This is a genomic window from Alteromonas sp. G4i35 (assembly GCF_054960375.1).
Genome location: NZ_JBHNZD010000020.1, coordinates 15,107 through 38,479, shown reverse-complemented (window position 1 = coordinate 38,479; position 23,373 = coordinate 15,107). Strand labels below are relative to the sequence as shown.

At 46.2% G+C, this 23,373-nt stretch carries 20 protein-coding genes; 6 read left to right on the top strand and 14 right to left on the bottom strand.

The window, feature by feature from the left end:
* Positions 1-71 precede the first annotated feature (71 nt).
* From ACFI6L_RS13895 to ACFI6L_RS13845, 11 genes are all read right to left on the bottom strand, one after another.
* Positions 72-1,928: an insulinase family protein gene (locus ACFI6L_RS13895; RefSeq protein ID WP_462574236.1), complete on the bottom strand. Its 1,857-nt coding sequence runs from the start codon at positions 1,926-1,928 to the stop codon at positions 72-74.
* A 74-nt stretch (positions 1,929-2,002) separates the two neighbouring features.
* Complete coding sequence (pqqE, locus tag ACFI6L_RS13890) at positions 2,003-3,163, bottom strand: pyrroloquinoline quinone biosynthesis protein PqqE (RefSeq protein WP_462574234.1); 1,161 nt, start codon at positions 3,161-3,163, stop codon at positions 2,003-2,005.
* Positions 3,153-3,542 carry a pyrroloquinoline quinone biosynthesis peptide chaperone PqqD gene (gene pqqD / locus ACFI6L_RS13885; protein ID WP_462574232.1) on the bottom strand — a complete coding sequence of 130 codons (390 nt, stop codon included), beginning with the start codon at positions 3,540-3,542 and terminating at the stop codon, positions 3,153-3,155. Before pqqD ends, pqqE begins: the two co-directional genes overlap by 11 nt.
* Positions 3,542-4,297 carry a pyrroloquinoline-quinone synthase PqqC gene (gene pqqC, locus ACFI6L_RS13880; protein WP_014977366.1) on the bottom strand — a complete coding sequence of 252 codons (756 nt, stop codon included), beginning with the start codon at positions 4,295-4,297 and terminating at the stop codon, positions 3,542-3,544. Before pqqC ends, pqqD begins: the two co-directional genes overlap by 1 nt.
* A gap of 2 nt (positions 4,298-4,299) precedes the next feature.
* The gene (pqqB, locus tag ACFI6L_RS13875) at positions 4,300-5,220 is read right to left on the bottom strand and encodes a pyrroloquinoline quinone biosynthesis protein PqqB (RefSeq protein WP_039223498.1); all 921 of its coding nucleotides are present in this window, start codon (positions 5,218-5,220) and stop codon (positions 4,300-4,302) included.
* A gap of 72 nt (positions 5,221-5,292) precedes the next feature.
* Positions 5,293-5,364 (bottom strand): pyrroloquinoline quinone precursor peptide PqqA, encoded by a 72-nt coding sequence (gene pqqA / locus ACFI6L_RS13870; RefSeq protein WP_071953288.1) that lies wholly within the window; start codon positions 5,362-5,364, stop codon positions 5,293-5,295.
* Between the two features lie 104 nt (positions 5,365-5,468).
* Positions 5,469-7,328 carry a leucyl aminopeptidase gene (locus ACFI6L_RS13865; protein ID WP_014977364.1) on the bottom strand — a complete coding sequence of 620 codons (1,860 nt, stop codon included), beginning with the start codon at positions 7,326-7,328 and terminating at the stop codon, positions 5,469-5,471.
* Entirely contained in the window at positions 7,325-8,107 is a 783-nt protein-coding gene (locus ACFI6L_RS13860; protein WP_014977363.1) for an ABC transporter permease, read from the bottom strand. The genes ACFI6L_RS13865 and ACFI6L_RS13860 overlap by 4 nt, the downstream gene beginning before the upstream one ends.
* Complete coding sequence (locus ACFI6L_RS13855) at positions 8,107-8,829, bottom strand: ATP-binding cassette domain-containing protein (protein WP_014977362.1); 723 nt, start codon at positions 8,827-8,829, stop codon at positions 8,107-8,109. The genes ACFI6L_RS13860 and ACFI6L_RS13855 overlap by 1 nt, the downstream gene beginning before the upstream one ends.
* Positions 8,820-9,803 carry a PQQ-dependent catabolism-associated beta-propeller protein gene (locus tag ACFI6L_RS13850; RefSeq protein WP_348670574.1) on the bottom strand — a complete coding sequence of 328 codons (984 nt, stop codon included), beginning with the start codon at positions 9,801-9,803 and terminating at the stop codon, positions 8,820-8,822. Before ACFI6L_RS13850 ends, ACFI6L_RS13855 begins: the two co-directional genes overlap by 10 nt.
* Entirely contained in the window at positions 9,800-11,149 is a 1,350-nt protein-coding gene (locus ACFI6L_RS13845) for a type 1 periplasmic-binding domain-containing protein (protein ID WP_462574229.1), read from the bottom strand. The genes ACFI6L_RS13850 and ACFI6L_RS13845 overlap by 4 nt, the downstream gene beginning before the upstream one ends.
* A 184-nt stretch (positions 11,150-11,333) precedes the next feature.
* Here ACFI6L_RS13845 and ACFI6L_RS13840 point away from each other — a divergent pair, with 184 nt between their 5' ends.
* The 3 genes from ACFI6L_RS13840 (at position 11,334) to pedF (ending at position 15,225) form a co-directional block, all read left to right on the top strand.
* Positions 11,334-12,242 (top strand): substrate-binding periplasmic protein, encoded by a 909-nt coding sequence (locus ACFI6L_RS13840; protein ID WP_239246627.1) that lies wholly within the window; start codon positions 11,334-11,336, stop codon positions 12,240-12,242.
* A gap of 382 nt (positions 12,243-12,624) precedes the next feature.
* Positions 12,625-14,412: a PQQ-dependent methanol/ethanol family dehydrogenase gene (locus ACFI6L_RS13835; protein ID WP_014977357.1), complete on the top strand. Its 1,788-nt coding sequence runs from the start codon at positions 12,625-12,627 to the stop codon at positions 14,410-14,412.
* A 315-nt stretch (positions 14,413-14,727) separates the two neighbouring features.
* The gene (gene pedF, locus ACFI6L_RS13830) at positions 14,728-15,225 is read left to right on the top strand and encodes a cytochrome c-550 PedF (RefSeq protein WP_421712664.1); all 498 of its coding nucleotides are present in this window, start codon (positions 14,728-14,730) and stop codon (positions 15,223-15,225) included.
* A gap of 140 nt (positions 15,226-15,365) precedes the next feature.
* On the opposite strand, the gene ACFI6L_RS13825 is transcribed toward pedF, so the two are convergent.
* Complete coding sequence (locus ACFI6L_RS13825; RefSeq protein WP_462574228.1) at positions 15,366-16,298, bottom strand: AEC family transporter; 933 nt, start codon at positions 16,296-16,298, stop codon at positions 15,366-15,368.
* Positions 16,299-16,651: 353 nt separating this feature from the next.
* Here ACFI6L_RS13825 and ACFI6L_RS13820 point away from each other — a divergent pair, with 353 nt between their 5' ends.
* The 3 genes from ACFI6L_RS13820 to ACFI6L_RS13810 all read left to right on the top strand — a co-directional run bounded on the left by ACFI6L_RS13820 (position 16,652) and on the right by ACFI6L_RS13810 (position 20,915).
* Positions 16,652-18,301: a sensor domain-containing diguanylate cyclase gene (locus ACFI6L_RS13820; RefSeq protein ID WP_462574227.1), complete on the top strand. Its 1,650-nt coding sequence runs from the start codon at positions 16,652-16,654 to the stop codon at positions 18,299-18,301.
* Positions 18,302-18,405: 104 nt separating this feature from the next.
* Positions 18,406-19,524: an adenosylhomocysteinase gene (locus ACFI6L_RS13815; protein ID WP_462574226.1), complete on the top strand. Its 1,119-nt coding sequence runs from the start codon at positions 18,406-18,408 to the stop codon at positions 19,522-19,524.
* A gap of 185 nt (positions 19,525-19,709) precedes the next feature.
* Complete coding sequence (locus tag ACFI6L_RS13810) at positions 19,710-20,915, top strand: M24 family metallopeptidase (RefSeq protein WP_462574225.1); 1,206 nt, start codon at positions 19,710-19,712, stop codon at positions 20,913-20,915.
* 26 nt (positions 20,916-20,941) lie between these two features.
* Here the strand turns inward: ACFI6L_RS13810 and ACFI6L_RS13805 are convergent, their stop codons facing one another.
* Both ACFI6L_RS13805 and ACFI6L_RS13800 read right to left on the bottom strand, forming a co-directional pair.
* Complete coding sequence (locus tag ACFI6L_RS13805; RefSeq protein WP_462574224.1) at positions 20,942-22,645, bottom strand: protein adenylyltransferase SelO; 1,704 nt, start codon at positions 22,643-22,645, stop codon at positions 20,942-20,944.
* Positions 22,646-22,758: 113 nt separating this feature from the next.
* On the bottom strand, positions 22,759-23,316 hold the full coding sequence (locus ACFI6L_RS13800) for a DUF1439 domain-containing protein (protein ID WP_462574222.1): 558 nt from the start codon (positions 23,314-23,316) through the stop codon (positions 22,759-22,761).
* Between the last annotated feature and the right edge of the window lie 57 nt (positions 23,317-23,373).

Genomic DNA, 23,373 nt, shown 5'->3' with positions numbered 1-23,373 from the left:
TTCCCTAAAAATATCCTCCTTAAGTGGGAGGAAGTATCATAAATTGGTAGCAGTGTTTTTTCCCGAATTCCCTACGAGAGAATCGATAAAACCTTATGACACCAGTTTTCACGCTCTGTGATATTTGTGTCGCTGGCACCAAATAGAAAAAGGTTATTTTCATAGGTTGCAGCGCCCAGTGCGTAGCATTCCCCCGAGGTTCTTGGTTGCCAGAAAAGGTGGTGTGCCAGTACCGCTTGTAGTCTTGACTGTTGATAGAACGCGATGCGATACACCCAGTGCGAGGCCAAATAACCAGAAGCAGAATTTAGAGAAGCCGACTCTAGAGTTATTGAGGGCGATGGAGTGGAAAACGGCGTTAAATGCAAAGCAATGTGTTCAGCGTTAAAGCGTTTCAAATTGGTGGTATTGTTGGCGAGTGGCTGCAATAAACGTGGAAGTGCAGGCAAGTGCTCTAACGCAATAAAATGTCGGTATTTAGAGGTAAGACGCGGCACTAAAAGTGATTGGTCGCTTTTGGAAGCGCTGGCTTGCGCGGAAAATCCCTTACGTGCCTTTCTAATCCGCTCGCGAGCGACTGACTTTTCTGGTGAAGGTAGAGCCCCTAGATAGGAGTGCGATACCTTATTAGCACTCGCCAAATAAGCGCTTTTGGTGGAACAATCTTTGGCGGCACACTCGTTAGAACCCAACGCATCTGTTAGTTGCGCAAAATAGTGAATAGCCGCCCCCACACCTTCTGCGTGTTTATCAGTGTCTGGCATTGGCTTTGAAGGCCTAATATCAAATGAGGCAAGACACGCGGATACCACATGTTTTAGTTGTCGCAGCCTTTTATCATAATCATCGCTCACGAGCTTGTGTGTCAGATTTTGTGAAAGCTTTGGAAGTGCTTCTATCGAAAGCTCGCTTGCTACTTCCTTCATCGCTTCGTTTGTGACGAGGCGAATTGCAAAATTGCCTTGTTGATTGATTTCGGGGTCGATAAATAAAGTGTTTTCAAGGCCTGCTACGGTGCTAAGTGTTGCTTCTTGCTGTAGTAAACCATTTAAAAAGTACTGAGGAAACCACCAGGTTAATACATGCCTTATTGATTCGTTTTCGCCTTTTGTCGTTTGCGCATCAAGAGAGGCTTCTTTGTCTAAATGTGAGTGTTCACGTTGAGATGCGTGCTGACTCAGAGAGGCGTTTCTGTTCAGTGTTGATTCTTCGCTCGAAGCTGCTTTCTCGCTCAAGGCTGTTTCAGCGCTCAGGGCTGTTTTTTCGCTCAAGGTTTTTTCAGCGCTCAAGGCTGTTTCCACGCTCTGCGCTTTCATTGCGCTCACGGCTATTTCTTCGCTCAAGGCTGTAACAACCTCCTTGCACTGTTCAAAAAAGTGGGCTGAATTACTATAAACCAGCGTGGTGATATTGCTTGGCTGATACCACTGGCGCTTGTAGTCTTGAAGCGCTTGAATGCTGTTGCTGCCTATAGTTTGTGTAAAACCACCCGCGTGTTGATAGGCATTTTTATTGGTATCGGTTAATCGAATAGCGGCGTTTAATGCATAGTCGCTGTTTGCCTCTAGCATGGCGAGCTCGTTAAAAATAACCCCGTCACGCTCTAGGGTAACCTCATCGGTACCGTAATCCCGGTTAAGCAGGCCACAGTACAGGTAATTTACAGCATCAAGCAGCACGTTTGCTTTTTCAGACGAAGCGAAAAAGAAGGTGTACTCGGCGAGTGTGGTAGCGTTAATAGTGACGGGCAGAAGTGTATTGGCCGTAAAAAGTTCGTGGGCAGTTGGGTATTGGTGAGAGCGTCGAAAGCTCATGTGCTCAGCTAAATGAGACAACCCAGTGTGGCCTGCTGCAGGGGTTTTTAGCGCAAAAACAACGCTATGCACTTTTGACCCAGAGCCGGCGTCAATGAAATGAAATTCAGACATACACTTTTATCATTGCGGTTTAACGGTATCTCTTTTTGTTTCGTACTTATCGCAGCCCATTTACTTCCTAGTACTTACCTCGTAGCACTTACTTCTAGGATGGGAATCGGCTTTTCCACCTTCCGATACTGTAGTGCCTTCGACGGTGCAGTACCTGCTTTATCGGTAATGCCTTTCATCAAATGGTGATCGGGCGACTTGCTGCAAACCGGATCCGTCTTATACATATCACCTGTTAGCAGGTAGGCCTGACATCGGCAGCCGCCAAAGTCTTTATCTTTTTCATCGCAGTCCCTACAGGGCGAAGGCATCCAACTATCGCCACGGAAATGATTAAAGCTAAAGTCTTGGTGCCAAATATCGTGCAACGAGCGTTCTTTCACATTAGGAAAACGAAGGGGCAATATCTTTGCACTGTGACACGGAAGGGCACTGCCATCTGGCGTTACGGTTAAAAACGTTGTGCCCCAGCCATTCATGCACGCCTTAGGGCGAGATTCGTAGTAGTCGGGCGACACAAATATGAAGGTTGGGCCTTTACCGTTTTGTTGCGCGCGGTAGCGGTTCACTGCGGCCTCAGCTTCCTGTAGCTGCTGTAAGGTAGGTAACAGATGGTCTCTGTTTTCATAGGCCCAGCCGTAATACTGTACGGTAGCTAGCTCGACAAAATCAGCGTTCAGCTGCTCGCTGAGCGCCATCACGTCTTCTATTTCGTGAATGTTCTGCGCGGTAATACAGAAGTTAAGCACCATAGGGTAGTTGTATTGTTTTACCAGCTTCGCAATTTTAAGTTTTTGTTCAAATGAGTGACGCTTGTTGCCTATTAAGTCGTTGACTTCAGCATTGGCTGCCTGAAAGCTCAGCTGAATGTGGTCAAGACCGGCTTCTTTGAGTTTGGCAATACGTTTTTCTGTCATGCCAATGCCAGAGGTGATCAAGTTGGTGTAAAAACCCAAAGCCCGCGCATAAGCGACTAAGTGCTCTAAGTCTTTTCGAAGCAATGGCTCCCCGCCAGAAAAGCCCAATTGCACGGCGCCCATTTCCCGCGCTTCACGCAGCACACGCTCCCAGTGCTCAGTAGAGAGCTCGTTAAATGTTTCTTCCATGTTTACCGGGTTAGAGCAATAGGGGCAATGCAATGGGCACTGATAGGTAATTTCGGCTAGGAGCCACAGCGGTGGCGTTACGCTATTTGGTACGTCGGCTTGTAAATCAACGTCTGTATTATTCGTCATAGCGGATCCACTTCTTTTGCTCGGCATGAACCAGAAATGCATGAACATCTTCTTCTAAATCTTCAGGTGCATCAGGGAACGCTTGGCGAAGCTCAGCACAAATGGCATTTTCCGTATTGCTGCCATCTACTCGCTTAAGAATTTCTGCCGCAGAAGGATTAAGTTTGATCATTCCTTCGGGGAACAACAAAACATAACAACCCTGAGCTTTCTCGTACTGCATGCGAAAAAGCGGATTTAAAGAAGCTGTTTTGTCTCTTGTGCGGCCGCCCTCGTTGTTGTGACTGCTGCTATTTTCAATGTTATCTTCCACGTTATCAGCACCGACGCTATCAGCATCTAAGTGGTGCTCGGTTTGCGATCGTAAATTCGACATCATTAAAACCTCCCTTTATGGCACACCCGCTGGTCGGCAATACCATCAAACGGCTTTCTCTTATATTCATAGGCAAAGCAAATGGCATCAGCAATGCTCCACAAAATATCAATTTTGAACTGCAGTATATTGAGCGCATGTTCTTGCTGTTGTCGGGTAACAAAGTGGTCAAGGGTAATCTGCAGGCCATGCTCTACATCACGGCGCGCCTGGCTTAACCGCATTTGAAAGTAGGTAAAGCCTTCACTATCAATCCATGTATAGTGCCTAGGCCAGGTATCTAATCGGCTTTGATGTATTTCAGGGGCAAACATTTCAGTTAACGATGAGCAGGCAGCCTCTTCCCACGACGCGCGGCGGGCAAAATTCACATAGGCATTTACTGCAAATTTAACCGCTGGCAACAGGTGGGTTTCATCAAGTAATTCACTGCGGTTCAAGCCTACCGCTTCGCCTAACCGCAACCAGGCTTCTATGCCGCCCAGTCCGTCTTCACCTTCCCGTCCATCGTGATCGATAATTCGTTGGATCCAAGTTCTGCGTACCGATTGATCTTCGCAATTCGCTAAAATTGCCGCGTCTTTAACCGGTATCGCCATTTGATAATACAGTCGGTTGGCCACCCAACCCTGAATCTCATCAACGCTGCAGTGTCCTTCATTCATGCGTTTATGAAACGGGTGATGAATATGGTAGTAAGCGCCTTTTTCTCTCAGTTTTTGTTCGAATTCTTGTCTAGACCATGCGTGTTCTGTCATTACTACACCTCAATTTCCATACCGTCGTAAGCCAATTCAATACCTTGCTCACACAGGCTGTGATAAGCACTGGAGTCTTCGTCAAGCACGCGATTTGTGTTGTTGATATGAATAAGTACTTTACGCTCAACGTTAAATTCATTTAGCAGCGCAATGGCTCCGCCCTTTCCATTAACCGGCATGTGTCCCATATCAGTGCCCAGCTTGTTGCTAAAGCCGTGATCTATCATTTCTTCATTGGCCCACAGCGTACCGTCAAATAGCACGCAGTGAGATTCGCGCATCACCTGTTTTACTGTGTCGTTTGCCTGCATACATCCCGGCGCGTAAAAAAGCACCTTGCCCGTGGTGTCGTCAGTTATCTTCAGGCCGATATTGTTGCCCGGCACAATGTTGTCGCGATATGTCGAATAAGGGGGCGCATTAGACTCTAATACCACCGGTTGGAAAGTCAGTCCTTCTGCCCCTTTGGGTACAAAGCGTTTATGATAATCGGTATTAATTGAATGCTGCTGTAGTCCGCCGTGCCAGTGTTTTAATACGGTAAAAAGCGGGAAGCTGGTGGTTAGGTCTTCGGCCACTACATCGGTACAATAAACGGGAAGGGGTAAGCCTTCGCGCAATGTTAGCAGGCCTGTCGTATGGTCTATTTGACTGTCGGTAAGCACAATTGCGCTTATGCGTGTGCCGCGAGACACATGGGCGTCGGGCCACAGCTGCGGGTGGCTATTTATCTGCTCCCTTAAATCGGGGGAGGCATTAATGAGAACCCAATTTTTACCATCGCTACTGACAGCAATGCTCGACTGTGTTCTGCCTTTCGCCTTTATTTTACCTTCGCGTAAACCCTTACAATTTGGGCAGTGGCAGTTCCATTGCGGAAATCCACCCCCGGCGGCAGCACCAAGAATCAATACGTGCATAACAACTCCATACTACAAGTAAAAAAAGGCTGCGTCGGCAGCCTTTTTGTTCATCATCCCAGAGGGCGTTGCCTAGCGGTTATTGATGTAAAGAGTTACTTCAAAACCAAGGCGCATTTCTGTGTATTGGGGTTTAGTCCACATAATTGTTCCTCTTCTTTATGATTAAACGCATGACTGAGTATATGTTGAATATGTGTTAACAGATATCCTCCTAAGGGAGGAGAACTGTCATGAATTTTGATGATTTATTGATTATTTTTGATTGCGCAGCTGCTTAAGTAAGATAACAGCAAAGGAATAGGGCGGCCGGTCGCCGATAACGATTTGGTGTAGGTAAAAGCGGTTCCTGCTACATCGAGGTGAGCCCACGGCGTGCCGTCAGCAAAGCGAGAGAGAAAGCAGCCTGCCGAAATAGCACCGGGAGAGTTTATACCCGTATTCATCATATCCGCGTGCTGAGAGGTAATGGCGTCTTGATATTCTGGCCAAAGTGGGAAAGGCCAGCACCTGTCGTTAGCCAGTTCACCCGCTTCAACTAACGCACTTTCAAGTGCTGGAGCGTTGCTAAAAAGCGCAGTGGCTTTGTGCCCCAGTGCGCTGATAGCAGCGCCGGTTAGGGTTGCAATATCAATAATAACCGAGGGGGAGAACTGTTTCGCGTAGCTGATTGCATCGGCCATAAGCATACGCCCCTCTGCATCAGTGCTCATGACTTCCACGGTTTTTCCTGAGTGCATAGTAATGATGTCACCCGGGCGATAGGCTTTGCCATCAATCGCATTATCAGCGCTCGCCACAATACCTACAATATTTATATTTAACCCCAGTGTGGCAACCGCCTGAATGACGCCCAATACACAGCCAGCGCCTGCCATGTCGTAAATCATATGGCGCATATCAGGGCTGCGTTTTAACGTTATGCCGCCGCTGTCAAACGTTACGCCTTTGCCGATTAACACTACCGGCGGTGAATTCTCTAAACCTTTGGCTGTATAGCGAAGAATAGGCATGGTGGCAGCAAACTGTGAACCTGCATTTACCGCTAAATACCCGTTCATGCCTAATTGCTTTAGCGCACTTTCATTGAGGATATCGCAAGACACCGTATTAAAGGTTTGCGCCAGATGCAGAGCTTGTTCGGCCAGATAATCTGGCGTACATAAGTTGGCTGGCATGTGGGCGAGATCTTTAGCCCACGTCATCGCGGCATTCAGGGCTGATTCATAGCGGATAGTGTGTGAAACGAGACGCTTTTGTGCTTTATTAAAATGCTTGGCATCTAATGCAAGAGACAGCGTGCCCCTAATATCAGTTGCTTGATTAATGGCTTCATTAGTTGCGGCGTTTTTTTCAACACTATTTGCGTTGTTGTTGTCGTCGCGGACTCGACTGCTAGAAACCGATCGATTATTCGTTTTATAGCCTTTAAAGTGATAGCCGTGCTTGAAATAGCTTCTAAGTAGCGCACTCAGAAACTGTGAATGGCTCGCCATGGTGTTAACTGGGTCACTGCTTGCTGTTTCAGTGGTAGAAAGCGCCATTAACGACAGCTTTTCCAAGGTTACCGACACGCTTTTAAGCTGTTTAAACAATGCATCGAACTGCTGTTCTAGGTAGCGAAATGCTGGCGCGTTAGTTTGGTTCAAGTCACTAGTGCCTTTTGAATAAAACGCGGAGTTTGAATCGCTAGCGTAGCTTGAGCGGTTAACCATGGAGGGGTCATTAGTTTTAGATAAAGTGCAGGCACGGCTAGAGATGTTGGGTGCATCTGACGCTTCAAAAAGCGCAAAATCGACACCATAAAACAGCACCCGTTTTATATCAGCTAATTGTTGGCTAATTTCGTTTTGTCCGCTGTTTTCAGTGTCTGAGATGTAACTTGTTTTAAACGCCTTAAGGCCTTGTACGAATACACATTCGCCTTTATTTCCTGCAAAACCTTCATCGTCAAAAATCTGCTCAATGTATGTCTTAGCGGGTGTTGAAAAGTGAAATAGTTGGCTCGCCAATAACGTGGGTGTAGTTAAAATAAGTAAGCAGTCACTATCGTCTAACGTTTCAACTTTATTGCTTTCATCAGCCCATGTTAGGTTTGCTTTTATCACGAGAAGCGCCCTTTTGAGGCTTTGGGGCGAAAGCTTCTCACAGCGAAAATAAAAGTGATAGCTGTCAGGCAAAGTACAACGGCAAGCGCGTTGTGTTCGAGTTTTTCATAGAGCGCAAATCGCAGTAATTCTACGCCGCTACTAAAGGGGTTAAAGACGCAAATCTGATACAGCCATTCGCTGGCCTCACGCATTTTCCAAAGCGGGTATAGGGCGCTTGATAGAAAGAACAACGGGAAAATGACAAAGTTCATTACCCCGGCAAAGTTCTCTAGCTGCTTAATATAGTTTGCCAGTAATAAGCCTAACGAACCTAAAAACAATGACAGTAGTGCAATAACAGGTAACGCATAAACGTATCCCAACGCAGATAGGCGTACATCTAGTAAAAGCGCAAAGGCAAAGAAGATGTACACCTGAATAGCGCTTACCAAGGTGTTGGCTATAAGCTTGCTGCCTAGCAGAAAAGGGCGGGGAACCGGGCTTAACAGCAGTACTTTCATGCTGCCCATTTCTCTGTCGTACACCATGGACAATGAACTTTGCATACTATTAAAAAGCACAATCATGGCGGCAAGCCCAGGTACAATGTACTCTTCGTATAAAATATAACTCTCGTAAGGCTCGGTCATTGAAAGACCCAGGGCCGAACGAAACCCTGCGGCAAAAACAAATAGCCAAAGCAGCGGGCGCACCAATGCACTTAACAGGCGTGTACGTTGCTGCCAAAACTTCAGCATCTCTCGGGTAAGTACGCCCACAAAACAGCGCCAATACATCAGGAGCCTTCCTGCATCAAATGCTGCCAAAGGTGCTCAATATCTTGTTGATGATACTTGGCTAACAAGGCTTCACATTGGTCGTGGGCTAACACTCGTCCTTTTGATAAGACTATCAAGTTGTTGTTGTGCTTCACTTCTTCAAATAAATGCGTGGCCCATAGTACACTTACGTTTTGCGAATGAGCGAGTGCTTGTACTACCCGCAAAATAAGATGACGGGATTCTATATCTAAGCCAACGGTAGGCTCGTCTAGTAGCAGCAAGGATGGCTTGTGAATAAGGCAGCGAGCTAACTCGACCCGACGTCTGTGCCCGCCATTTAAGTTTCTAATTTTTGTGTTGAGCTTAGTTGTAAGATCGAGCTCGTCGAGCAGGCCTTGAATATGAGATAGCGCGCTAGTGGTACTTATGCCGTGGAGCGAAGCAAAGTAGGACAAATTTTGTTTTACTGATAAGTCGATATCTAAGGTACTTTGCTGAAATACCACGCCCATTTTCGCCATAATACTTGTGCGAGATTGAGACAGGGTAGCACCATCAAAGGTAATGCTGCCTTGCGTGAGTTTTTGAAGGCCCGTAATAAGCGCAAATAAGGTACTTTTGCCTGCGCCATTTGGCCCAAGCAGCATGGTTAAGCCTGGTTTTAGGCAAAGATTTATATTGTCCAGCGCGTGGTGGCCGCCGTACTGATGTGAAACCGCTTGAACCGCTATTTCCATTTAACCGCCACGCCCCAAGGGTAACGCCCCACTTTTACCGTATGCTCTACGTTTAACGTGTGGGTATTGATGACAGAAACATCACCGCTTACACCGTTAGTGGTCAGCAATAAAGACTGATCTTGGTTAAACGCTAATTGCCACACTCGTCGCCCAACCAAAATGTAGTCTTCCACTTCAAAGGTATCGGTATTGATGACCGCTATGCGATTCGCTGGGCCAAGCGCCACGAAGGCGTAGGGCTTATCTTTCATAAGCACAATACCCACTGGCTGAACCTTGTCGCGATAAACGCCTTTAATCGCAAAGGAAAGGGTCTTCACTTTTTGCTTAGTAGCAGTATCGAAAATACTAACGGTGCCACCTATTTCCGAGCTTACCCAAAGGTACTTGTCATCTTTGGTAAAGTGAGCATCTCTGGGTCTTGCATCAACTAAGCTATTTGCAACATTTTCATGCGTTTTGGTATCTATCCAGTGCACCATGTTAGTGGTTTCTGATGTGACTACCATCATGCTGCCGTCGTGACTCACAGCCAGCCCCTCAGGCTCTACGCCCACATCTATCTGAGAAATGACCTGAGCCGTTGGAATGTCGATAACAGTAAGAAGGGCATCGTCTTCATTAGCTGTGTAAATAGTGGTGCCGTTAGGATGTAATGCTATGGTTTCAGGATCTGCACCTGAGGGAAGATCGCCCACTATGGAATGGGTAGACAAATCCATAATTTGAATGCGATCAGCATCAGAGGCACAGATATACGCGTGGGACTGGTCTGCACTTAAAATAAACCCTCGGGGTCGCTCTCCAACCTCGATAGTTTCAACCACATCAAATGTCGTCATATCAATGACAGATAGCGTGTTGTCTTTTTCGTTAGTGACATACGCTTGAGGAAGTGCAAAGGCTTGAGGAAGTGCTAAGGCAAAGGCTGCCATTAAACTGCCAAGCAAGAGTGCAAAGCGATAGCTCATAACTTGTCCTTACAGGTAGTGTGTGTTGCGCCTAATGTGTCTAGTTCGTTGGTTTGATGCAAAAAGCCTTCAAGGGGCGCATGAGTCACCAGTGCGTCTTCATGGGCCAGCGCAATAGGCTGACGAAATTGGTGGGTGTGGGAGCGAATAGAAAGGGGACGACCTTTATAGGCACCTAGCGTGTAATGATCGCTAAGCAAGGTTTTAAGTATTCCCCGCTGCGTTAAATCGCTTCCTTGCTGTGCAGCATTTGCCACCGCCGTTACCGCAAGATACGCGGCGAAGTCGACTTCATTCATGTGTCTGTTAAACGTATCGTTAAAACGGCTTTGAAGCTGACGGGCGCCCCATTGTTCGTGGGTAAAATGCCAACCTAGTGCTTTTAGGCCGGCAGCGCCTACCACAGGTACGGGATAATAGGTGTTAAAGGGTAGGCTATACGCGAATTGTGCCGCGCTATCAGCGGTAAAAACAGCCTGATAGGTTTCTGTTGTTCGCGTAAATTGAGGAATTTCAGCAAAGGCAGCCCTGCGTAAATCAAAACTGTCCTGCCACTGTTTAGTTTCAACAAGTGAAAGCTTAAATTTTTTAGCGCTGCGTTTAAACGCGGCTAGGTATGCAGCATCGTCAGCGGTTTTTCCGTAAACTGCAAATATCTCGTCAATTCGCTTAGTGCGAAACCACTGGGCTAGCGCGTCGGCTTTCATCTGATAACTGGGGATTGTATGAAACAAGGGCAGGCGACATGAATTTTGTCTCAGCAAATCATCGCTATTAGCTACGTTAAAAAATACGGCATTAGGAAGCGTGCTTTGAATAGTGGTAATCAACTGCTCAATTGAGGCAGCCTTTACCTTATCACTGCTTTGCATATCCAGTAGTACAACAGGTGCAATGTTGCCTTGCTGATTGCTGCTTATTTCTTTGTGATTTGTGTTAGTACTTGAAGCAGAGTGCTGGCGTGTTTTAGCTAAAGAAGCTTGGAGTTCGCCGATAGAAGGCACACTGATTTCAGTTAACTCAAACTGATAACCAAGAAATTTTCCCGTGATATTGGCATCCTCTATCGCCACACTTGCGCCAGCTGTCCCCTCATTGCTGGGGGACTTTAAATAATCTGGTGTGCCTGGTGGAGATGTGCCCGCAATTTTTATGTAAATGACCACAATAGTGGCAAAAGAGGCCTGAGGTGCAGCTTGTTGGGCCTGAGAAGATCGCGCTTCATTAAATGCGAGCGCGCTGTTTAAAAACGATAACAGAACGCAGCAAAAAAGTGACGCTACACACTTTTGATAACGCTTACCGGTTAATCGTCTTTCAACCGTGCTTTTTACACCCTTTGCCATATACCACCCCGAGCTCAGCTGCATGCTTTTGCTGATATCTGTTTGTCTGACATAAGGGTATATGGCAATTTTCCCGAAGAACATCCTCCTAAAGGAGGAATGCTATGGCGCTAAAGTAGCATTAGTAAAATCACGCTAACCCCTTAGTATGCTTAAGAAGTTCGATTGAATAAGTGGGTAAGCTGTGCAGTTAGTTAAACCTTTTCGAGTTATTTTCACTTTACTCTGCCTGATAACGGTTTCTGCGCTTTCTGCGTTCGGAGAAGCAAGATCGTTAGACGATATTAAAGACAGCGGTTTAATTAGAATTGCGGTGTACACCGACTATCCTCCATTTTCATTTATTGAAAACGACAGCCCCACAGGTATTGATATTGATATCGCCCGTGAAATCGCGAGCGCCCTTGGTGTTGAGCTAGAACTGATATGGATGACACCTGGTGAAACGACAGAGGACGATTTCAGAAATTACCTATGGAAGGGCCATATAATTCACCGCATTAAGGCCGATGTGATGATGCGCGCGCCTTACGACCCAAGCTTTTCTCAAAAACGTGACGACGTGGGCTTGTTGGTTAATGAGCTCGTTCATATGTTTGCCCCCTATCAGCGTGAAAGCTGGCAAATCATTCACAACACGCAAACCTTGCCCGAAGTGGAAACCATGGGCATGTTTCAGTATCACACGATTGGTGCGGAAATAGACAGCATTCCCCACTTTTACTTAACGTCAGCGTTTGGCGGCCGATTGCGAGAAAAAACATCGCACTATGGCTCAAACGCAGAAGCGATTGACGCGATGAAAGCAGGAACCGTCGAAGCGGTAATGGGATTGCGCTCGCAAATATCCTACCTCAGTCAGTTTGTTGATAATGAGCAATATCGCCTTGCAAGCAACGCGTTTCCGCTTATTGGAAAGCAAAAGTGGGACATAGGACTTGCTGTTCATACTAATTATCGCGCGCTTGGCTATGAAATTGGTGATGTAATTACGCGAATGGTGGTTGAGGGTGATATGCAACGGTTATTTGAGAAATACAAAACCATTTATGAGATGCCGCCTTATTTTGCGGGGCAAGAGCTTTCAGAATAAGATAATCCAGTATAAAAGCATCTGACAAAAAGCGATCAGAACATTAGCACTTTAAACAATAGCACGCTGGTTAACAGGCTTCGAATTACAGCTTTTCGAACACTAGCATGTTAACCGGTAGCACTTTAGGCAATAACTCTATTGCCAGCAGCCTTCATATTATTAACACTGCTATCAGTATTGGAAGAACGCATTACTTTAAAAAGACGTGAAAGCGTAAAGGCATTGATCAAAAGGGAAAATAGCCCTTCATTCCTCCTCCTAAAGGAGGAGTCAAATCACTCCGCTGTTGCATAGGCATCGACATCCCCCCTAGCTATGCTAATCCTAACGAATAGTCTGAAACAGACCATTTATGGCCTACATGCAACTAGGAACCGTTATGAATAATAATATGCCAATTAAAAAACTTGCCCTATCTATGCTGGTTTGTGCAAGTGCGTTAACTCCTGTCCATGCTGTTGTCACCGACAAAGATATTCAAAATGACCACGTTACCACTGACGACGTAGTGACGTATGGAATGGGCTTGAAAGCTCAGCGCTACAGCCCGCTAACCGCCATTAACCGCGATACAGTAGAAGAAGTACGTCCTGTGTGGGCGTTCTCATTAGGTGGTGAAAAGCAGCGGGGTCAAGAATCGCAACCTCTGGTAAAAGATGGTGTGATGTATGTAACCGGCTCTTACTCTCGTGTGTGGGCCATCGATGCGAGAACTGGTGAAGAGCTATGGCAGTATGAGGCGCGTTTGCCCGATGGCATTATGCCTTGCTGTGACGTAATAAACCGTGGCGTTGCGCTTTACGATAACCTGGTCATATTTGGCACCTTGGATGCCAAGTTAGTAGCACTGGATAAAGACACGGGAAAAACTGTTTGGAAGAAAAAAGTTGAAGACTACCGAGCGGGCTACGCCATTACTGCAGCGCCTATTGTAGTTGACGGAAAAGTCATTACAGGGATTTCCGGTGGTGAGTTCGGGATCGTCGGTAAAGTGTATGCTTACGACGCGAAGTCTGGCAAACAGCTATGGGTTAGACCTACCGTTGAAGGGCACATGGGGTATCTATGGAAAGACGGTAAGAAAACCGAAAATGGTATTTCAGGCGGCGCGCCAGGTAAAACATGGCCTGCTGATTTATGGAAAACCGGTGGTGCAGCAACGTGGCTAGGTGGTACTTACGACTCAGATACAGGCTTGCTATTTTTCGGTACGGGTAACCCTGCACCGTGGAACTCTCACCTACGTCCGGGCGATAACTACTTCTCGTCGTCGCGCTTAGCTATCGACCCTAATACCGGAAAAATTGTGTGGCACTTCCAAACCACGCCGCATGATGGCTGGGACTTCGATGGCGTAAACGAGCTTATCTCGTTTGACTACCAGGAAAACGGCAAGACAGTTAAAGCGGCGGCAACAGCCGACAGAAACGGCTTTTTCTATGTCCTTAACCGCGAAAACGGTGACTTCATTCGCGGCTTTCCGTTCGTTGACAAATTGAACTGGGCAAAGGGGCTAGATGAAAAAGGTCGACCTATCTACATTGAAGAAAATCGTCCAGGAAGCCCAGCGCAATCAGCTGATGGTAAACAAGGTGCACAGGTTGTCGCTCGCCCTGCGTTCTTAGGTGGTAAAAACTGGATGCCAATGGCCTATTCAAAGGATACTGAACTCTTTTATGTGCCTTCAAACGAATGGGAAATGGATATCTGGAACGAGCCTACCTCTTACAAGAAAGGTGCGGCGTACCTAGGCGCTGGTTTCACCATTAAATCAGTGAATGAAGACTTTATTGGCGTGCTTAAAGCGATTGACCCTAAAACAGGTAAAACCGTTTGGCGCTACAACAACTTCTCTCCACTTTGGGGCGGCGTGTTAACTACAGGTGGTGGTTTGGTTTGGACCGGTAACCCTGAAGGTTATCTTATGGCCTTTGACGACAAAACCGGCGAAATGGTTTACAAGTTCCAAACTGGCTCAGGTATTGTTGGCTCTCCAGTGACATGGGAGATGGATGGTGAGCAGTACATCTCTGTACTATCTGGATGGGGTGGCGCAGTGCCATTATGGGGCGGTGAAGTTGCTAAACGCGTGAAGCACTTCAACCAAGGCGGCACCGTGTGGACGTTTAAATTGCCGAAGCGCTATCAGCAGGTGGCAAAAAACTAATATTATCCAAGCGTAAAACAGTGATAATTGCATGGCCAGCGCTAACGTGCGCTGGCCTTTTTATTCATCGTCTTTTTCCTCTATTTACGCAATTAGCAGCATAAAGAAGGCGAGTTTTACACCACTCTCACCAGCGTCAATTTCGATGCTGAAAATACCGTCACCATTTGAAGCAACAAATGTAAGCCAAACGCTTTTCAGTGGCTATCAATGTGGCCTCCTACCAAAGGAGGAGCCTTTCAAAACCAAAGTAGAGTTACCCCTTATTTCCTCGTAAGTATACTTAATCCATAGTCTTTCGAGGATGTATGAATTATGAAAACAAAAATATCGATGTTGTTTGCTGCACTCGTGGTAACGGGCTTTTCTAGCCAGGTGCTAGCACACGGAAATGTTATCCCTCAAGGAGCAGATAGCTCTGCTATGCCGCCAATTACTGATGGCGATGAGTCTGAAAATGGCTGGGTATTTACCAACCCTTACCGAAGCCTAGATGACGATACCAAAACAAAAGTTATCAAATTTGGTGAATCAGCTTATGCAAATAATTGTGCTGGCTGTCACGGCTTGCACGCGCAATCAGGTGGAATCAATCCAGATCTTCGCGAACTGGATCCAGAGAGCATTGAAGACGACGAATGGTTTGTTGAGCGCTTGCGGTTTGGCTCGGCGAAAGGCATGCCCGCACTTGGCGGTATCCCTGAAGGACAAACCGATCCTATCTTAGATCAAGAGACACTGTGGGCTATAAAAACTTACGTTGAAGCGCGTCGCGTTGTTGCCATTGAAGAGGGTGAAATCGAAGCCGATTAGGGTGGCGTTAATTACGCCCTTTTCGCCGGGTTAACGTCGAGTTGCCCGGTGCTTTTCTTTATCCCGTTTTCCTTCATCGCTCTAATCTTTCTGCTAAGCAGCGTTTGCTATCCTACTGCGTCTAATAAAGCGTCACTTCATCACACCAGCTGTAATTTACTTAATACGCCAAAAGCAAGGGCAGTAATAGGCAGCGACGCTAATGTGCTCACGGCGATAATGCTTGCGGCGAGACGGTAATCCCCACCTAAGTTTCTCACCATGACGTAGCTTGCCGCAGCGGTTGGTGAAATTGACAGAAGTAAAACGATGCCCAGCTCCATTCCTCTAAAGCCAAAAGCGTAGGCAAGAGCAACCAGTACAGTTGGATAAATCACGCATTTACTTGTTGTGCTAAGGACGATATTGAACCAATCGCTGGAAAAAGAGCGGAACTGCAATGAAGCGCCTGTACAAATAAGTGCAAGCGGCAGCGTCAGTTGAGCGAAATATTCACCAGTTTTAATTATGGTGGTAGGTAGTTGCCACTCAAAATAAGAAAAAGGTAGCGCCGCTGCGATAGCTAGAATTAATGGGTTTTTCGCCATCCCTGTAACCTGTCCTAGTAAAGAGCGCGACGCACCTTGATAGTAATTAAGGACAAATACAGATAACACGTTAAACAATATGGTGACACATCCCATGTAAACAGAGGCTACGGCAAGTCTTTCTTGCCCATAGGTATTGGCACAATAGGCTAAGCCAATAATGCCCATATTGGCCCGAAAGCCGCCTTGAACCACAACACCTCTTGCATTGTAAGGCTTTACCGCGAAATGGGAGAAAATCATTAACCCCGTGAAAACCACAAGGGTACCAACTATACCCACGCTTATAAGCGTAAAGTTAGCTGCTTTAGAAAAGTCAGCTCGTGCTATTGATAAAAATAAAAGGGCGGGAAGCGCTACGTTAAATACCAGTTTAGAGCCTGCTTCAATAAACCCCTCATTGAGCCATTTAATTCGAAAAAATAGCCACCCCATTAATAGAAGGATTAAAACAGGAGTAAGCGTGCTGGTAATAAAACTAAGCATAAAAATACGTAAGCCTTCACGTGTGTATTTCAAAAAAAGCAACAAATTGCCGCATTGGGATAAGCAGGTATCACAACTTCAACCGCTTAATCTCCTAGATAAAGGCAACGAAAAAAGGTTAAACAAGCACTATTGCGAACATAGATCAATTTAACCTATTCACAAACGGTTTTGATAAGCGTAACTTAATATTTATGTAAGCGAGGGTTGTCAATGCCGGTACTACCCCTGTGTTCAAAAGCCCCTATTCAAAAGAATTGATGTATGAGAGCATTTCTTTTCTTTATTGGTTTTGTATTAATTAATTCCTTCTGGGGCGGGCTCTCGCTAAAAGTACAGCGCCACTAGCTAAAATGCAGTTAGTAAACGACAAACTGTGGATGTATCACGAGGAAGGTACTCAGCTTACAGCTGAAGACATTCTTGTTAAATACAAGCAGAACGCGTTGATTCAAAATACTGCTGGCCAAGTGAGTTATGGCTTTACACCTAATACCATTTGGGGCGTGTTAGCGGTTGATTTAAATACTTACGGTGTCCTTGTTCCAAATAATGGGAACAACAGCTCGCAAGATGCTTCCTTTCTACCCCTTACGATAGAAATAGGCACCGCCTGGATAGATGATATTGAGCTTTATTTCTTTGAGAATGGAGAAAGGAAGCGCCGCGTTAAACTTGGTGATAATCAGACGCACAGCACAGGGCTAAAAGATGGCAGGCTCCCTTCTGTTTCACATCGCTTTACCCAGCCCGACACATTAGTGGTTTTTCGATTTGCCTCACAAGAGCCTTTGCTGATTCCAATTTATGTAGGAACGCCTGAGGCTGCAGCAACCAAGTCTTCTAATAATGCTTATTTCTATGGTGCTTTATATGGCACATTAATCATACTTTTAGTGTACAACTTAGTCCTATATTCATATATCAGAGAACGTCGCTATCTTCTCTATTCCCTTTACCTTCTTTCCTTTCTAGCGTTCAATTTTACTTATACAGGGCATGGTTTTTGGTGGTTATGGCCTGAATCAGTATTTCTTCAACAGTGGCTTATTCCCACGCTAATGTTTCTCTTCACATTGAGCGCAATAAGGTTCACCCTTGGCTTCCTTAACATACCGGTTCATTTCCCTAGGCTTTATCGTTCAAGAAAACACATTTACCGTGCTCTGTGGATTCTGACTATGATTACCGCTGTTTTAGGTAATCGCTATATTGCGGTTTTGTCACAATTGATTGTGCTTACCATTATCGCCATTTGGATGTTAATTATTGGCATTTTGGCGTATCGCAGCGGAGATGTATTAGCGAAGTTATTTGTGCCCGCTTTTATGTTTGGTACGGGGGGAGCAATAGTATCGAGTCTGGTTGTTTGGGGGCTGCTCCCATACTCTAACTGGGCGTTTCGCTGCATTGAAATAGGGATGATCATAGAGATGTCTCTGTTATCAATTTCTCTGGCTTTTAACTATAAACAAGTTCAGCAAGCATGCGAAAATGCCGAAAGAAATGCTCGTTTAGACCCCTTAACTTCGCTATACAACCGACGCGCATTTGACGATTTAGTTTACCCTATTTGGGAGTTGGGGAAGCGCAGCCACAAGCATATGTCTGTCATGCTGATTGATTTGGATTGGTTTAAATGTGTCAACGACAAGTACGGTCACGACATGGGTGACAAGGTGCTGAAAAAAGTCGCTGAAGAAATTAAAGGGCAAGTTAGGGGCTCTGACATTACCTTTCGCTGGGGCGGCGAAGAGTTTTTGGTATTTTTGCCCAATACTCGGGTGCATTACGCCAAGCAAATTGCCGAGAATCTCCGCGTACACCTTTTCACCCACGACATTAACAAATTCATACGAGTGACAGTAAGTATAGGTGTGGCAGGAACCTCGCCAGGCGAAGAGGATATTAATGTTCTCATTAAACAGTCAGACCAAGCCTTGTACCTAGCGAAAGCAAAAGGTCGAAACAAAGTGGTGCTTTGGGAGGAAGATTCAGAATAAGAGAAAATAACCGAGAGGAGAAATAAAGGGAAGTATCTAGCTGATTTATAAATACAGCATTCTCACGTATTATTCTGTTTTGGTTTTTTCAGAGTAAGCTTTTCATGTACCAAGATTTTCAAGCAGAGTTGGCGTGGGCTAGTCTGCACATGCCCCGCACTCGTAAGGCTATCGACACACTCCATGACCTGTCTAGCGTTAAACTTGCATGTAACATGCATTTAGATTTGAAAATGGCGCCGTTAGTTGAGGGGCTGCTTTCAAAAGGATGCAATATCTTTCTTACCACGTGTAATCCCACCACGGTGCAAGACGATGTGGTGTCTTACCTTGTAGACAAAGGTGCAACGGCTCATGCATGGCGTGATATGAGCGATGCTGATTGGTCTGAGTCATTTGATAAAGCGCTGGCGTGGCAACCCACTCATTTGTGTGAAATGGGCGCCGATCTGACTACCCGACTTCATGAAAATATAAAAGCAAACAAGCCAGTTCCAAGCATTCTATCGGGCTTAGAAGCGACGGGCTCTGGCATCAACCGCTTAAACGGTATGGCGCCAAACTACCCAATTTTTAACTGGGATGATTTGCCAGTAAAAGAAGGGCTTCACAACAGGCACATGGTGGGCTTAAGCGCATGGCAAACCTTTTTCCAAACCACCCACTTAACCCTGCACGAAAAAATCGTGGTTGTTATTGGCTATGGTTTGGTGGGGCAGGGTGTTGCTGCCTCAGCAAAGGCCTTCGGAGCACAGGTTCAAGTAGCAGAACTTGACCCAGCAAGAGCGCTTCAAGCGAAATACGACGGCTGGCCAGTGGTTGATTTAAATGAAGCTGCTAGTCATGCTGACGTTATTGCTACTGCAACTGGTGCGTATGGCGTAGTGAATTCGAATCATCTAGACAACATGAAAGACGGAACGTTTATTTTAAATGTAGGCCATGTAGCCCAAGAAATTGATGTGCCTTACCTTAAAAACAACGCTACTCACAGTGAGCCAATGCCTTATGTAAATGCTTATAAACTGGGCGATAAAACACTGTATCTTCTAGCCGATGGCTCTATGTTTAACTTAACTGCGGGCTATGGTGACAGCATTAATGCTTTCGACGTAACCTTGGCCGTCATGGCTGCGGGCATCGGCTATATCGTGAATGAAGGTGCAAAAAGCGAAAAAGGCTTGTACTTGTTGCCAGAGGCCGCGTGGAAAAGTGCGCTTTAAAGCGCTTCGAATCATAAGAGAGTGTTTATCTTTTAGTACGCAGTACAAAAGGTCTAGCCACCTCTGCTTATCTCGACATTCCTATTGAATGTTGTACAGTGAGCCCGTTTTAATAAATTCATAGTTAAGGCGGGCTGATAAGCACTTCAATAGACAATCAGCCTTGCGCCAGTGTAGGGAAAAAAATGGGCAAAATAATAGGCACAAAAACACCACAACAGGCTTTAGATAGCCTCGTCAACATGACAGGCGACCTTCGCCCCATAGAACTCTCTGAATACAACGCCCGCATTGCCAAGGCGCAGCATTATATGCAGGAAAATGGCATTGGTGCGCTCTACTTAAACGCTGGTACTAACTTAGCGTATTTTACCGGAATGCAGTGGTACGCCAGTGAGCGTTTGGTCGGTGCGCTTTTGCCTGCAAAAGGTGACGTTGTATATCTGGCTCCTACCTTTGAAATCGACTCTTTAAACGAACGCAAACTAGTGGAAGGCGACATAATTGGCTGGCAAGAGCACGAGAGCCCATACGCGCTTGTCATAGCTATGCTAGATAAGCTAAATACCGCTGGTGGCGATAAACTGGGTGTGGATGAGTCGACCCAGTTTTTTATCGTAGATGGTTTGAACAAGATGCTTGGCCACTCTTGGCAAATTATCAATGGTGCAGAGGTAACAGCACACTGTCGCATGCACAAATCTGAAAGTGAACTCACGCTTATTCAACGCGCTATGGACATGACCCTAGCTGTGCACAAAGCGACTGCCAGTATGCTTTATGAAGGCATTACCACCACAGAAGTTGAAGCATTTATTAACGATGCACATAAGAAAGTGGGGGCCGCTGGTAACTATTTTTGCATTGTACTTTTTGGAAAAGCCACCTCGTTTCCCCACGGCGTTAAAGACCCTCAAGTACTAAAGAAGAACGACTTAGTATTGATTGATACTGGCTGTAAGGTGCATGGCTACCTCTCTGATATCACGAGAACCTATTGTTTTGGTGAGCCAACCGATAAGCAACGAGCATTATGGGAAAGCGAAAAGCGCGCGCAGCTTGCTGCATTTAACGCTGCAAAAGTTGGTGTTCCCTGTGGCGATGTGGATAAAGCCGCGCGAGACAGCCTAGCAAAAGATGGCTTAGGGCCAGACTATAACTTACCTGGTTTGCCCCATCGAACCGGGCACGGCATAGGCATGGATATTCACGAATGGCCGTATTTGGTGAAAGACAATCCTCACCCGCTAGCATCTGGTATGTGTTTTAGTAACGAACCTATGATCGTAGTACCAAACGAGTTCGGTATTCGCTTAGAAGATCACTTTTATATGACCGAAGATGATCCGGTGTGGTTTACTGAGCCTAGCGAATCGATTGACTCTTTATAAGTAAACTAAAATTAAGCTGCTCTTTCTTACGAAGAGCAGCCGTAGTGCGCGACTCCGCCCGCACTGAAAAATTCAAGTGGGCGCAGCTGGTAGTACTTATTCTCTACCTCTTTTGATTGCTCATCATAAGGCGCAGTAAGTATCTTCTGAAGTTCGTGAATTGGCGTAAAGTCACCTTTCTCTGCGGCTTTATAGGCAGGCACAATTAACCATTCGCGCCATGTGAATTTAGGGTTTGCTTTGCGCATATTCTCTGCGGTAGTAGCAATAGCGTTTGTAACATCACCTTGTGTTTCGGCGTCCTTTTCAATGCGCTCACGCCACGTTTGTAGCCATGCTTCCCATTCTGTCATGACCTCTGCTTTAGGCGGGTAGTAAAAGCTTTTCGTCAAGCTCGCCATATCTTCAGGCATTGACGATAGCTCTCGGAAAAACAGATTATAGTCCACGCCTGTGCGCAGCATTAATTGCAGCAGCTTAATCAGCAAGTCGTGGTTGTAGCTGGCAATGCCAAGCTTTGTTGACCACATACTCTCCATGGCGCGTTCCATAACGCCAGTAAAACCGTCGTTGATCTCGTTAAGCTTAGAGAGCTGTTCACTGTTGCCTTCAAGTAGCGGCATCAGTGAGCGGCAGAACATATCAAAGTTCTTTTGCGCAGCAATGGGCTGGTTTAAAAACGAGAAGTGACGACCGCCGCCTGTCCAAGGTTGGTAGTCTGCTTCAAAAAATTCACAAAAGCCGAATGGCCCATAATCCAGCGTAAAACCTCCTGCGGCGCAGTTATCGCTATTAAAATTGCCCTGGCAATAACCGACGCGAACCCAACCAGAAACAAGACGCGTTAGCCGTTCTCGAAATAGTGCAGCCAGCGTTACCACTTGCTCTTCAAACAACGTGGTTGTGTCAATTTCACTTGAGTATTCTCGCTCAATAAGGTGCTTAACAATGGCTTCTAGTTCGTTTAACGCTTCGCTGTGTTCGTTACAACGAGCTCGCCTAGCAAAAAGCTCTATTTGGCCTACGCGCAAAAAGGAGGGCGCCACGCGGGTAGAAATAGCCGTTATATTTTCTACCATCACTTCAGGTTCATAGAAATGAGACCCTTCGCGATACCACGGCCTGTCTACCGTGTCTGATTCAGACATAAACAAGCTCAGAGAGCGTGAGGTAGGAACGCCAAGGGCGTGCATGTGCTCTTGCACTAAAAATTCGCGCACGCTAGAGCGCAATACGGCGCGCCCATCGGCACCACGGCAGTAAGGCGTGCGACCCGCGCCTTTTAACTGCAGTTCCCAGCGCTTGCCGTTTAACACTGCTTCAACAATAGAGATCGCTCGGCCGTCACCGTAGCCGTTCCCCGTTCTAAACGGGCACTGCTGTGTGTATTCCGTCCCATAAATGGAAAGTGCGTAGCCAGTTGCCCAGCCGTAAGGTTTCATTGGGGCGGGTACTCCCGACATATCACCTGAAAAAAGCTGGGTGAAATCTTTTGATGTAGCCAAACTGTCGTCTAAGCCTAATTCGGCAAACAGCGTTTCGCTATGAGCAACGTACGTCGGTGCAGTTAATGGGGTCGGAGTAACCGGCACATAGTGACCAGAGAACACTTGGCGCGGGTCATGGTCGTCACCATCGCACGTCGACTGCGGGTCTGGGGTAAGGGTATTCAGCAAAGAGTAATCTACGTGCTTTGCGAATTCATCTAGTGTTTTGATACGTTCTGTCACTATGCCTGCCTATTTCACTGAATGGGAAAATCTGTTTGCGAGCATCGAGGCTCAGGTTACTTTTGCACCTTTAACCATTAACAATCTCGACACTTCATACGTTTTTTCAATGATTATTGTTTAGGTCGAAGTGCAAGCTGCCCTTGCTCTACAGTTAGCTGTAAAGGTACCGTTGAAAGCATGCTTACTGCTTTGTTCGCAGGATCTAGCCGATACACTGGATTTGAGGCCAAATAGCCGTTGATGAGCTGCATGAATTCGCCACTTACAGGGGCTAAATTACCTTTAAAGCCGCCAGCATCAATTGTGCTATCAAGAAGAGACAATGAGCGCACAAAAATCGCTTTTTCTTCACTGTCGTAATAAGGCGTGCCTTCCAAAGCTAGACTCACTTTTGCAGGGTAGTTCAACCCAAATGCACTAATACGGGCAGTGGCAATAGCGCCTAGCTGAACCACGTCTCTGCCATCTGGGCCTATGGTTGCTGTCATATCTTCCACGTCTAAATAAAGAGGAATACCAGCAAGTGACGTTTGCTTTTGCAGCTTACTCACTTGACTATCAAGCACTTGTTCTAACTCGGCATTAGATACAGTGTAAACCGCCAGTTGAGAGAGAGTAGCGCAGCCTGCAAGAATGGTAGCGAAGGCAATGGAAAGTAGAATTCTCATAAAAAAGTCTCTTTTAGCAATGAGTTGTCGAATTACACAGTGCTAGCCGGAAATACT

What these genes read in the sequence shown, in the direction of transcription:
- ACFI6L_RS13820 (WP_462574227.1), top strand. Translation starts at nt 16,652, where the DNA reads ATGCAGTTAGTAAACGACAAACTGTGGATGTATCACGAGGAAGGTACT.
- ACFI6L_RS13855 (WP_014977362.1), bottom strand. Translation starts at nt 8,829, where the DNA reads ATGGAAATAGCGGTTCAAGCGGTTTCACATCAGTACGGCGGCCACCAC.
- ACFI6L_RS13845 (WP_462574229.1), bottom strand. Translation starts at nt 11,149, where the DNA reads ATGGCAAAGGGTGTAAAAAGCACGGTTGAAAGACGATTAACCGGTAAG.
- ACFI6L_RS13835 (WP_014977357.1), top strand. Translation starts at nt 12,625, where the DNA reads ATGAATAATAATATGCCAATTAAAAAACTTGCCCTATCTATGCTGGTT.
- ACFI6L_RS13895 (WP_462574236.1), bottom strand. Translation starts at nt 1,928, where the DNA reads ATGTCTGAATTTCATTTCATTGACGCCGGCTCTGGGTCAAAAGTGCAT.
- pqqB (WP_039223498.1), bottom strand. Translation starts at nt 5,220, where the DNA reads ATGCACGTATTGATTCTTGGTGCTGCCGCCGGGGGTGGATTTCCGCAA.
- pqqC (WP_014977366.1), bottom strand. Translation starts at nt 4,297, where the DNA reads ATGACAGAACACGCATGGTCTAGACAAGAATTCGAACAAAAACTGAGA.
- ACFI6L_RS13815 (WP_462574226.1), top strand. Translation starts at nt 18,406, where the DNA reads ATGTACCAAGATTTTCAAGCAGAGTTGGCGTGGGCTAGTCTGCACATG.
- ACFI6L_RS13850 (WP_348670574.1), bottom strand. Translation starts at nt 9,803, where the DNA reads ATGAGCTATCGCTTTGCACTCTTGCTTGGCAGTTTAATGGCAGCCTTT.
- pedF (WP_421712664.1), top strand. Translation starts at nt 14,728, where the DNA reads ATGAAAACAAAAATATCGATGTTGTTTGCTGCACTCGTGGTAACGGGC.
- pqqD (WP_462574232.1), bottom strand. Translation starts at nt 3,542, where the DNA reads ATGATGTCGAATTTACGATCGCAAACCGAGCACCACTTAGATGCTGAT.
- ACFI6L_RS13800 (WP_462574222.1), bottom strand. Translation starts at nt 23,316, where the DNA reads ATGAGAATTCTACTTTCCATTGCCTTCGCTACCATTCTTGCAGGCTGC.
- ACFI6L_RS13860 (WP_014977363.1), bottom strand. Translation starts at nt 8,107, where the DNA reads ATGTATTGGCGCTGTTTTGTGGGCGTACTTACCCGAGAGATGCTGAAG.
- pqqE (WP_462574234.1), bottom strand. Translation starts at nt 3,163, where the DNA reads ATGACGAATAATACAGACGTTGATTTACAAGCCGACGTACCAAATAGC.
- ACFI6L_RS13810 (WP_462574225.1), top strand. Translation starts at nt 19,710, where the DNA reads ATGGGCAAAATAATAGGCACAAAAACACCACAACAGGCTTTAGATAGC.
- ACFI6L_RS13825 (WP_462574228.1), bottom strand. Translation starts at nt 16,298, where the DNA reads ATGCTTAGTTTTATTACCAGCACGCTTACTCCTGTTTTAATCCTTCTA.